At 69.9% G+C, this 10996-nt stretch carries 11 protein-coding genes; 6 read left to right on the forward strand and 5 right to left on the reverse strand.

Going from position 1 to position 10996, the window contains the following annotated elements; all coding sequences use genetic code 11:
* Positions 1 to 46: 46 nt before the first annotated feature.
* The 5 genes from IF655_RS01710 to dnaA all read right to left on the reverse strand — a co-directional run bounded on the left by IF655_RS01710 (position 47) and on the right by dnaA (position 7035).
* Positions 47 to 589 carry a DUF721 domain-containing protein gene (locus IF655_RS01710; protein ID WP_199581594.1) on the reverse strand — a complete coding sequence of 181 codons (543 nt, stop codon included), beginning with the start codon at positions 587 to 589 and terminating at the stop codon, positions 47 to 49.
* A 13-nt stretch (positions 590 to 602) separates the two neighbouring features.
* Positions 603 to 1724, reverse strand: a complete 1122-nt coding sequence (recF, locus tag IF655_RS01715) for a DNA replication/repair protein RecF (RefSeq protein ID WP_199581595.1) — start codon at positions 1722 to 1724, stop codon at positions 603 to 605.
* 75 nt (positions 1725 to 1799) lie between these two features.
* Positions 1800 to 2675, reverse strand: coding sequence for a phosphogluconate dehydrogenase (NAD(+)-dependent, decarboxylating) (gnd, locus tag IF655_RS01720; protein WP_199581596.1), 876 nt, complete (start codon positions 2673 to 2675; stop codon positions 1800 to 1802).
* A 231-nt stretch (positions 2676 to 2906) separates the two neighbouring features.
* Positions 2907 to 4037 (reverse strand): DNA polymerase III subunit beta, encoded by a 1131-nt coding sequence (dnaN, locus tag IF655_RS01725; protein ID WP_199581597.1) that lies wholly within the window; start codon positions 4035 to 4037, stop codon positions 2907 to 2909.
* Positions 4038 to 5127: 1090 nt separating this feature from the next.
* The gene (gene dnaA / locus IF655_RS01730) at positions 5128 to 7035 is read right to left on the reverse strand and encodes a chromosomal replication initiator protein DnaA (protein WP_199581598.1); all 1908 of its coding nucleotides are present in this window, start codon (positions 7033 to 7035) and stop codon (positions 5128 to 5130) included.
* Positions 7036 to 7431: 396 nt separating this feature from the next.
* Here dnaA and rpmH point away from each other — a divergent pair, with 396 nt between their 5' ends.
* The 6 genes from rpmH to rsmG all read left to right on the forward strand — a co-directional run bounded on the left by rpmH (position 7432) and on the right by rsmG (position 10991).
* Entirely contained in the window at positions 7432 to 7569 is a 138-nt protein-coding gene (gene rpmH, locus IF655_RS01735) for a 50S ribosomal protein L34 (protein WP_018547628.1), read from the forward strand.
* Positions 7570 to 7590: 21 nt separating this feature from the next.
* Positions 7591 to 7962 carry a ribonuclease P protein component gene (gene rnpA, locus IF655_RS01740; protein WP_199581599.1) on the forward strand — a complete coding sequence of 124 codons (372 nt, stop codon included), beginning with the start codon at positions 7591 to 7593 and terminating at the stop codon, positions 7960 to 7962.
* The gene (gene yidD, locus IF655_RS01745) at positions 7959 to 8321 is read left to right on the forward strand and encodes a membrane protein insertion efficiency factor YidD (RefSeq protein WP_199581600.1); all 363 of its coding nucleotides are present in this window, start codon (positions 7959 to 7961) and stop codon (positions 8319 to 8321) included. Before rnpA ends, yidD begins: the two co-directional genes overlap by 4 nt.
* A gap of 3 nt (positions 8322 to 8324) precedes the next feature.
* Positions 8325 to 9620 carry a membrane protein insertase YidC gene (gene yidC, locus IF655_RS01750; RefSeq protein ID WP_199581601.1) on the forward strand — a complete coding sequence of 432 codons (1296 nt, stop codon included), beginning with the start codon at positions 8325 to 8327 and terminating at the stop codon, positions 9618 to 9620.
* A gap of 15 nt (positions 9621 to 9635) precedes the next feature.
* Complete coding sequence (locus IF655_RS01755) at positions 9636 to 10151, forward strand: R3H domain-containing nucleic acid-binding protein (RefSeq protein WP_199581602.1); 516 nt, start codon at positions 9636 to 9638, stop codon at positions 10149 to 10151.
* A gap of 123 nt (positions 10152 to 10274) precedes the next feature.
* Positions 10275 to 10991 (forward strand): 16S rRNA (guanine(527)-N(7))-methyltransferase RsmG, encoded by a 717-nt coding sequence (gene rsmG / locus IF655_RS01760; protein ID WP_199581603.1) that lies wholly within the window; start codon positions 10275 to 10277, stop codon positions 10989 to 10991.
* Positions 10992 to 10996 lie beyond the last annotated feature (5 nt).

Below are 10996 nucleotides of genomic sequence, written 5' to 3' on the forward strand. Positions count from 1 at the left end.
CAGCGGTGTGAACACGCTCCGCACAGGACCGGGGACGTGAGGTACGTCACCCGTAGGTGTCGCCCGGACCCCGGCTTCCAGGGGCTCTGAGAGGGCCGTAACGGCGTGTGGGAGCGCTCGGACCGTGCACCTTGATCATGCGGATCGAGCCGTGCCCGAGGTCCTCGTTCAGCCGCGCGACCAGAGCGGGGGCAAGGAGCCGGAGCTGCGTCGCCCACGCCGTCGAGTCGCACAGCACCGACAGCACCCGCTCGTCCTCGTCGTAGCGCTCCGGCACACAGTGCTTCGCGAGATCGTCGCCGACGATCTGCGGCCAGCGGCCCATCACCCCGCCCACCGCCGCGGGCGCCTCCCAGCCCCGCTCGTTGATCAGCCGGTTGATCGCCGCGCCCAACGCCATCGGGTCGCGCCCGTCCGCGCGCGCGCCGGAGCGCAGTCCGCCGCGGCGCGCCTGCTTCTTCTGCCGCGCCGCGTCACCGCGCGCGCGTGCCTGCTCCTTCGCCGCGCGCAACGCCACGCGCGCGAGGTCGACGCCGGTCGGCTCGGCGGCCCGCTTCTCGCCGTCCCCGGCGGGCTGATCCGTACTCATCCGCGCTCCGTGCTCATACGCGCTCAACCGTCCCACCGGAGACCGCGTAGCGCGCGCCGGCCAGCACGTGCGGCACGTCGTCGTCCACGGCGGCGGTCACCAGCACCTGCTCGCCCGGCGCGACCAGCTCCGCGAGCCGCTCGCGGCGGCGCGCGTCCAGCTCCGCGAAGACGTCGTCCAGGACCAGCACCGGCTCGTTGCCCTCCGAGCGCAGCAGGTCGTACGAGGCCAGCCGCAGCGCGAGGGCGTACGACCAGGACTCACCGTGCGAGGCGTACCCCTTCGCGGGCATGCGGCCGAGCTTGAGCACCAGGTCGTCGCGGTGCGGACCCACCAGGGTCACCCCGCGCTCGATCTCCTGCTTGCGGGCGTCGCCCAGCGCGGCCGAGAGCTGCTCGTACAGCTCCTCGCGGGTGTGCGCCTCGCCCGGGGCCGACGGCTTGTACTCCAGCGCGAGCGGGCCACCGCCGGGGGCGAGCTGCTCGTACGCCTTGTCGGCGAGCGGCTGGAGCGCGGCGATCAGGTCCAGGCGCTGGGCGAGCAGCTCGGCGCCCGCGCGCGCGAGGTGCTGGTCCCAGACATCGAGCGTGGAGAGGTCCATGGAGCGCCCGCCGTGCCTGCGCGCGAGCGCGGCGGTCTTCAGCAGGGTGTTGCGCTGCTTGAGCACCCGCTCGTAGTCCGAGCGCACGCCCGCCATGCGCGGGGAGCGCGCGGTGATCAGCTCGTCCAGGAAGCGGCGCCGCTCACCGGGATCGCCCTTGATCAGCGCGAGATCCTCCGGCGCGAACAGCACGGTCCGCACGATCCCGAGCACGTCCCTCGGTCTGACCTGCGAGGACCGGTTGATACGGGCCCGGTTGGCGCGGCCCGGGTTCAGCTCCAGCTCGACGAGCTGCTGCCGGTCGCCCTGCCGCACTTGCGCCCGCACGATCGCCCGGTCGGCGCCCATGCGGACCAGCGGCGCGTCGGCGGAGACGCGGTGGCTGCCCAGGGTGGCCAGATAGCCGACCGCCTCGACCAGATTGGTCTTGCCCTGGCCGTTGGGCCCGACGAAAGCGGTGACGCCCGGGTCGAGGGGAACCTCGGCCCGGGCGTACGAGCGGAAGTCGGCCAGCGAAAGATGCGTGACGTGCATGGTCGTTCGCCGACCTCCCTCAAGGTGTGGATCGCGGGACGCGTCCCGGCGTCCTGACGTCCGGTGTCCTGTGGACTACTTCTTCTCTACGGCGTGGCCGCCGAACTGGTTGCGCAGCGCGGCGATCATCTTCATCTGCGGCGAGTCGTCCTGGCGGGACGCGAACCGCGCGAACAGCGACGCGGTGATCGCGGGCAGCGGCACCGCGTTGTCGATCGCGGCCTCCACCGTCCAGCGTCCCTCACCGGAGTCCTGGGCGTAACCGCGCAGGCCCTCCAGGTGCTCGTCGTCGTCCAGCGCGTTGACCGCGAGGTCGAGCAGCCAGGAACGGATGACCGTGCCCTCCTGCCAGGAGCGGAAGATCTCGCGGACGTTCTCCACGGAGTCGACCTTCTCCAGCAGCTCCCAGCCCTCGGCGTACGCCTGCATCATGGCGTACTCGATGCCGTTGTGGACCATCTTCGCGAAGTGGCCCGCGCCGACCTTTCCGGCGTGCACGGAGCCGAAGTCGCCCTCGGGCTTGAGCGCGTCGAAGACCGGCTGCACCTTGGCCACGTTCTCGGCGTCGCCGCCGTACATCAGCGCGTAGCCGTTCGCCAGGCCGTGGACGCCGCCGGAGACGCCGCAGTCGACGAAACCTATGCCCTTGGCGGCGAGCTGCTCGGCGTGCTTCTCGTCGTCCGTCCAGCGGGAGTTGCCGCCGTCCACGACCACGTCACCGGGCTCGAGCAGCTCGGCCAGCGCGTCGACCGTGCCCTGGGTGGCCTCGCCCGCCGGGACCATCACCCACACCACGCGCGGTCCGCTGAGCTTGCCCACCAGCTCTTCCAGGCTGTGGACATCCGCGATGTCGGCGTTGCGGTCGTATCCGATGACGGTGTGGCCGGCGCGGCGGATGCGCTCGCGCATGTTGCCGCCCATCTTGCCGAGACCGACGAGACCGAGCTCCATCAGTTGGTTCCTTAATTCGCTGTGTGGCAGAGGGGACACCAACGTGCCCGACCCCAGAGCCTATCCCCGCCCTGACCTGCACAACTGTGGGCATAGGCGCTCATACGTTCCCACCCACGCCGGTGTCCGCGCCCAGCGCCGTGAGCGTCCCCACCCCGCCGAACCGCCGCAGAGCGACAGTGCCGGGCACCCACAGAAGGCACCCGGCACTGTCCACACCTGTGGAGAACCTCAGCCGCTCAACCGCACCGGCATGATCAGGTACTTGTACGCCCCATCAGCCTCGGCATCCACCGCGGGCTTCCCGCTCAGCAGCGCCGGCTTGGTCGACGTCGTGAACGACAACTGCGCCACCGGCGAGTCGATCGCGCTCAACCCGTCCAGCAGGAACGTCGGGTTGAAGGCGATCGAGATGTCGTCACCCTCCAGCGCCGCCTCGACCCGCTCCACAGCCTGTGCGTCGTCACTGGAGCCCGCCTCGAGCGTCAGCACACCCTGCTCGAAGCTCAGCCGCACCGGCGTGTTCCGCTCGGCCACCAGCGCCACACGCTTGACCGCCTCGACGAACGGCGCCGTCTCGATCACCGCGACGGAGTTGAACTCGGTCGGAAAGAGCGTCCGGTACTTCGGCAGGTCGCCCTCGAGGAGACGCGTGGTCGTACGACGCCCCGCGCCCTCGAAGCCGATGAGCCCCTCGCCCGCGCCGGAGCCGGACAGCGCCAGCGTGACGCTGTCACCGGCGCCGAGGGACTTGGCGGTGTCCAGGAGCGTCTTGGCGGGCACCAGGGCGACCGCGGAGGCGTCCGGGTTCTCCGGCTTCCACAGGAACTCGCGGACGGCGAAGCGGTAGCGGTCGGTGGAGGCGAGGGTCACGGTGTCGCCCTCGATCTCGATGCGCACACCGGTGAGGACGGGCAGCGTGTCGTCACGCCCGGCGGCGATGGCCACCTGGGACGCGGCGGCCGCGAAGACCTCGCCGGGGACGGTGCCGGTGGCGGTCGGCATCTGCGGCAGCGCCGGGTACTCCTCCACCGGCAGGGTGTGGAGCGTGAAGCGCGAGGAGCCGCAGACCACGGTCGCCCGCACACCGTCGGTGGAGATCTCCACGGGGCGGTTGGGCAGCGCACGGCAGATGTCGGCCAGCAGGCGGCCGGAGACGAGGACCGTGCCCTCCTCCTCGACCTCGGCCTCGACGCCGACCCGGGCGGAGACCTCGTAGTCGAAGCTCGACAGGCTGAGCTGGCCGTCCTCGGCCTTGAGCAGCAGCCCGGCGAGGACAGGCGCCGGCGGACGGGCCGGGAGGCTGCGTGCCGCCCACGCCACTGCCTCCGCGAGTACGTCGCGTTCCACCCGGATCTTCACCGTAAGCCGCCTCCTGCTGTTGCTTCTGAGTCCTCCGACTCGGCGTCGCCGCCCATCACGAGGGGAAGGACACCGGGGACCAGTCTGACGCACCGCGCTGACATCAGGTGCCGGTCGGGGTCAAGTCGGACCGAGGGGCGGTCGGGCCACCGAGGGCGAGTTGTGCACAGCCCCCGCTTCAAAACGGTTTCCAGGCTCTCTCTAGTTGGGAGTAGTAGTAGGGCCTGTGGATACCGTGGATAACCTCGTTTGCCCAGCTCAGGGCCACAATTTTATCCACCGGCCCTGTGCATGGAGCCCGTGGATAACTCAGGGGTTCTGTGGAGAACAGAAAGTTCTGCACACACCGTCCCCAGGGAGGGCCGAGTTCTCCCCAGGTGCGTCCCCAGGTTTACCCACGTTTCCCACAGCCCAACCCGGCAGCTTCGTGTGACGGCTTTCACTCGATGCGGCGATCGGGGCTTGCGGGTTGCCGAACAGTGGACAGCCATGTGGAGAAGGGTCCGATCGCTGGGGAAAACCGCCCCCAGCCTGTGGGTTCTCGGTGGACAACCTTTTCCACACCCTGGGGGCGGGGACGTTTTCCACACCCTGTGGAGATCCTTCGTCCACGAATCCACAGCCCCCTGAGCTGCACGGACGCGCCTGACCCCGCTGCCCTGTGGACACAGCTTGGGACAACTTCGCCGTCCCCATGGTGTGGACGGAAAAAAGTCGCCGAATCTGTGGAGGAAGGCCGTAACCCGGGGGCTAATCGAACACCCGGGGGTGGTGGGGCGCCGGGTCGGGGTGCGGTCGGAGGGGGCGCGAGGGGGTCGCGAGGGCTCGCGAAGGGGTCGGTCGAGGCTCCAGGAGGGAGCCGGATGGGGGTCCGGGCGCCTCGGACCGCGTCGCGGACGCTCGTGCGGGGGCGTTCCACAGGGCTGTGGGTGACGTGCGGCGGGCAGCCGGTGCTGAGTGCGGCGGGCGCGCACCGGGTGCTCGCGCCTCAGCCTGGGTCACCGACCCGGTGGGCACAGGAAAGCGCCCCCGGGATCCCCCAGGGGCGCTCACACGGCCGACGCGGCACGAAGCCGCCGCACGGCCGTACTCAGCCGTTCTTGATGCGGTTGGTCAGCTCGGTCACCTGGTTGTAGATCGAGCGCCGCTCGGCCATCAGCGCGCGGATCTTGCGGTCGGCGTGCATGACGGTCGTGTGGTCGCGGCCGCCGAACTGCGCGCCGATCTTCGGCAGCGAGAGGTCGGTCAGCTCGCGGCACAGGTACATGGCGATCTGCCGGGCGGTGACCAGCGCGCGACCGCGCGAGGTGCCGCACAGATCGTCCACGGTCAGCCCGAAGTAGTCGGCGGTGGCCGCCATGATGTCCGTCGCCGTGATCTCGGGCGCGCTGTCCTCGCCGCCGGGGATCAGGTCCTTGAGGACGATCTCCGTGAGCCCGAGGTCGACCGGCTGCCGGTTGAGCGACGCGAACGCCGTCACCCGGATCAGCGCGCCCTCCAGCTCGCGGATGTTCCGCGAGATGCGGGAGGCGATGAACTCCAGCACCTCCGGCGGGGCGTTGAGCTGCTCCTGGACCGCCTTCTTGCGCAGGATCGCGATCCGGGTCTCCAGCTCGGGCGGCTGGACGTCGGTGATCAGACCCCACTCGAAGCGGTTGCGCAGCCGGTCCTCCAGCGTGACGAGCTGCTTGGGCGGCCGGTCGGAGGACAGCACGATCTGCTTGTTGGCGTTGTGGAGCGTGTTGAAGGTGTGGAAGAACTCCTCCTGCGTCGACTCCTTGTCCGCGAGGAACTGGATGTCGTCCACGAGCAGGATGTCCATCTCGCGGTAGCGCTTGCGGAAGCTGTCGCCCTTGCCGTCGCGGATGGAGTTGATGAACTCGTTGGTGAACTCCTCCGAGCTGACGTAGCGCACGCGCGTGCCCGGGTAGAGGCTGCGCGCGTAGTGCCCGATCGCGTGCAGCAGGTGCGTCTTGCCGAGACCCGACTCCCCATAGATGAAGAGGGGGTTGTACGCCTTGGCCGGTGCCTCGGCGACGGCCACCGCGGCCGCGTGCGCGAAGCGGTTGGACGCGCCGATGACGAACGTGTCGAAGAGGTACTTCGGGTTGAGCCGCGCGGTCGGCTCGCCGGGTCCGCCGGCCGGGGGCGTCGAGGAGCCGCCGGACGAGCCGCCGCGGCCGGTCCCGGCGGCGGGCAGCGAGGGTCCGCCCCGGTGGGCGCCGCCGCCTGACGGGGTGTCGGGAAGCTCGCGGCGGACCGGGTCGCGCTGGTCGTACTCGGTGCGGGACGTCTCGTAGTCGGAGCGCTGCTCGTAACCGGGGCGCTCGCGGCTCGCGCGGTACTCGGGCGAGGTGCCGTAGGTGTCGCGCCCGGAGCCGCCGTAGGAGTCCTGCGAGGACGGCGAGGCGTAGGGGTCGCGCTCGGGGAAGCCGAGGCGGGGCTGCTGCCAGCCGTAGTCGTCCTGCCCGGTGCGCGGCCAGGCGCCCGGCTCGGGGCGCTGGTACTCGGCCGGGTAGGCGGGGCGGACGGTGGGCAGCTCGGTGGGCGGGCGCTCGGCGCGGGAGGCAGGTCCCTCGTCGGGGAGCTGCTGGTCGTCGGCGCGGTGGCGGCCGTAGCCCTCGTACGGGGCGGAGGGCAGCTCCGGCTCCTCGTAGCGGGGCCGGTCCGCGCTCTCGTGCGGGGGCTGCGGCTTGGGCGCGGCGGGCGCGGGCCTGCTGCTCGCGGAGTCGTCGACGGTGATCGCGGTTCGGATGGGGCGCCCGCACTCCCGGCTGAGGGTCTCGCTGACGACGGGGGCGAGGCGGTCCTCGAAGGCGCGCTTGGCGAATTCGTTCGGCACGGCGAGCAGGGCGGTGTCCGCGACCAGGGCGAGAGGCTGGCAGCGCCGGAGCCAGTGCTCGTCCTTGGCGTCCACACGCTGTCCCGGACCCTCGCCGAGGAGTTGCTCCAGTACGCGTGGCCACACTGCGGCAAGATCGGCAGGTACGTCAGCCACAGGGCACGCTCTCTCGCAGATCCCACGAACGTGTGGTTGTGGGATGGGTCGGGATGAAAATCGGGTGGATGGGCCGGGCAATCCCGCTCGGGCGGGGATAAGGGAACGAATCGGAGTCCAGCCACGGTAGTCAGCGTGGCGGGTAGGGTTCAAGTTGTTGTCCCCAGCCTGTGGACAGTGTCCCTCGGTGGGCGCCGGTTTGACCGGATGGCGTAGCCGCGCGTACCGTAACCAGGTCGAGTTGTCGATGGCTGCTGCCGCCTGCCTCCGATGGGCACAGATCGCTACAGGTGATCGGGAAGCGGTGCACACGGGCGTGACGCGAGCTACTCGTGGGCGCACGGTGACAGCCAGGACGGCACCCCGCCAACTACCGATTCTTTCTGGAGCCCCCGAGTGAGCAAGCGCACCTTCCAGCCGAACAACCGTCGTCGCGCGAAGACCCACGGCTTCCGCCTGCGGATGCGCACCCGTGCCGGCCGCGCGATTCTGGCGAACCGCCGCAGCAAGGGTCGCGCCGCCCTGTCCGCCTGATCCTGACCAGGTCGTGACGTCGTGCTGCCCACCGACCACCGGCTGAGGCGGCGCGAGGACTTCGCGACCGCGGTACGACGAGGGCGCCGGGCAGGCCGCCCGACCCTCGTCGTCCACTTTCGTAGCGGTGCCACGGACCCGCACGCGCCTGGGGAGAGCGCTCCCCCGACGCGTGCGGGTTTCGTCGTGAGCAAAGCTGTGGGTGGCGCGGTCGTGCGCAACAAAGTGAAGCGCAGACTTCGTCACCTGATGCGTGACCGAGTTGCCCTGTTTCCCCCCGGTAGCCTGGTAGTCGTACGAGCGTTGCCCGGATCGGGAGACGCTGACCACGCACTGCTGGCCCGAGACCTGGACGCCGCCCTGGAGCGGCTGCTGGGAGGGGGCGCGCGATGAAGTACCCACTGCTGGCCCTGATCAAGTTGTACCAGTGGACGATCAGTCCACTGCTCGGGCCGGTGTGCAAGTACTACCCGTCGTGCTCTCATTACGGCTACACGGCCATCGACCGGCATGGTGCGATCAAGGGAACGGCCCTGACCGCCTGGCGCATCCTCCGGTGCAATCCGTGGTCGCTGGGTGGTGTGGACCATGTCCCCCCGCGCAAGCGTCCGCGGTGGCACGAAATGCTGCGCGGCGCCTGGAGCGCACGCAGGGGCGGAACCTCCGCCGCCGAAACGGCCACCGAGGCGAAGCTATCCGAGCCTCCTTCGAGCCCGGCCGCAGAGACCTCGTCCCATGCCCAAGGAGCATGATTAGTGGACACGATTGCCAGCTTCTTCAGCTTCATCACGACACCCGTCTCCTGGGTCATCGTCCAGTTCCACACGGTGTACGGGACGATCTTCGGTCCTGACACGGGCTGGGCCTGGGGCCTGTCCATCGTGTCCCTGGTGATTCTGATCCGCATCTGCCTGATCCCGCTCTTCGTGAAGCAGATCAAGGCGACGCGCGCGATGCAGACGCTCCAGCCTGAGATGAAGAAGATCCAGGAGCGCTACAAGAACGACAAGCAGCGTCAGTCCGAAGAGATGATGAAGCTGTACAAGGAGTCGGGCACCAACCCGCTCTCCTCGTGCCTTCCCATCCTGGCGCAGTCTCCCTTCTTCTTCGCCCTCTACCACGTGCTCAACGGCATCGCGTCGGGCAAGACCATCGGTGTCATCAACACCTCGCTGCTGGAGAGCGCCCGCAAGGCGCACATCTTCGGCGCCCCGCTCGCCGCGAAGTTCAAGGACAGCGCCGACACCATCGCGGCGATGCACGCCTCGGTCACCGACGTGCGTGTCGTCACCGCGATCATGATCGTCCTGATGTCGGCGTCGCAGTTCTACACGCAGCGCCAGCTCATGACCAAGAACGTCGACACCACGGTGAAGACGCCGTTCATGCAGCAGCAGAAGATGCTGATGTACGTCTTCCCGGTCATGTTCGCCGTCTTCGGCATCAACTTCCCGGTCGGTGTCCTCGTCTACTGGCTGACCACCAACGTGTGGACCATGGGCCAGCAGATGTACGTCATCCGCAACAACCCGAACCCGGGCTCCAAGGCTCAGGCGTCGTACCTGGAGCGTCTGACCAAGCACGTCACGCACCACGGCAAGGTCCGCCGGCGCAGCGAGCGCACGATCGTCAAGGCGATCGTCGCCAAGGGCCGCGACCGCAACGAGGCCGAGCGGAAGTTCATCAACGCGCTGAGCAAGGCAGGTCTGGCCGCCCAGGCCGACGGCTCCGTGGTCAAGAGCGACACCCAGGCCGTGGCCCAGACCGAGGACGGTACGGCGACCACCGCCGCGGCCACCCCCCGGCGCCAGCAGCCCAAGCGGCAGAGCAAGGCCCAGCGTCACCAGGGCACCACCAAGCAGCCGGGTGGCGCCACCGCGACCACCTCGCTGGAGAAGTCCGACGAGCCTCCGTCCGACGAGCCTCAGGACGACGCCAGGCCCGCCGCTGCCAAGCAGCCCCAGAAGTCCGGTTCCGGCACCCGCAGCAAGGCCCAGTCCGGGCAGAGCAAGGGTGGTCCGCAGCGGCCCAAGTCCCCGTCCAAGAAGTAAGAAGGAGCCCATCCCGTGACGGAAGGCACCACCACCTCCGCCGCTGCCGAGGGTGCAGACACCCTGACCCGCCTTGAGCAGGAGGGTGAGATCGCCGCGGACTACCTGGAGGGTCTGCTCGACATCGCCGACCTCGACGGCGACATCGACATGGACGTCGAGGCCGACCGCGCCTCGGTTTCGATCATCAGCGATGCCGGTGGCCGCGACCTCCAGAAGCTGGTCGGCCGGGACGGGGAGGTGCTGGAGGCGCTGCAGGAGCTGACGCGCCTGGCCGTGCACCGGGAGACCGGCGACCGCAGCCGTCTGATGCTCGACATCGCGGGCTACCGGGCCAAGAAGCGCGCCGAGCTGGCCGAGCTGGGCGCGAAGGCGGCCGCCGAGGTCAAGAGCTCGGGCGAGCCCATGAAGCTCAAGCCCATGACCCCCTTCGAGCGCAAGGTCGTGCACGACGCGATCAAGGGCGCGGGACTGCGCAGCGAGTCCGAGGGCGAGGAGCCCCAGCGGTTCGTCGTCGTACTGCCCGCCTGATCGGCCCCTGTTCCACCGGCCCCGTCTGTTGCGTCTGAGGCGCAGACGGGGCCGAACTTTGTCAGCCTGTAGTTCTGGTGGCCGGCGCGGGATGCGTCGGCGCTGTACGGAAGGACGGTCCCCGTGACGGAGGCAGCGGAGCTTCCCCCCGCGCCCGAACAGGCGCGGGAAGTATTTGGCGATCGCTTCGACGACGCGGTGCGGTACGCGGAGCTGCTGGCCGAGGCAGGTGTGCAGCGCGGTCTGATCGGTCCCCGGGAAGTGCCCCGGCTCTGGGAGCGTCATCTGCTGAACTGCGCGGTGCTCTCCGAGGCCGTTCCCGAGGGGGTGACGGTCTGCGACGTCGGTTCGGGCGCGGGTCTGCCCGGCATTCCGCTGGCCCTGGTGCGGGACGACCTCAACATCACCCTGCTGGAGCCGCTCCTGCGGCGCACCACGTTCCTCACCGAGGTCGTCGAGCTGCTGGGCCTGGACCATGTGACCGTGGTGCGCGGACGGGCCGAGGAGATGCTGGGGAAGGTGCCGCCGGTGCATGTGGTGACGGCGCGCGCCGTGGCCCCGCTGGACCGCCTGGCCGCCTGGGGCATCCCGCTGCTGCGCCCGTACGGCGAGATGCTGGCGCTGAAGGGGGACACCGCCGAGGAGGAGCTGAAGGCGGCGTCCACCGCGCTCGCCAAGCTCGGTGCGGTCTCGACCTCCGTCCTCCAGGTGGGCGAGGGCGTCGTGGACCCGCTGTCGACCGTCGTGCGGGTCGAGGTCGGTGAGAGCCCGGGCGGTGTCCGCTTCGCCGCCAAGCGCGCCAAGGCGGCGCGGACGGGGCGGACGCGCAGGCGCCGCTGAGTCAG

Source organism: Streptomyces sp. DSM 110735, from assembly GCF_016482685.1.
In the GTDB taxonomy this organism is placed as follows: Bacteria; Actinomycetota; Actinomycetes; order Streptomycetales; family Streptomycetaceae; genus Streptomyces.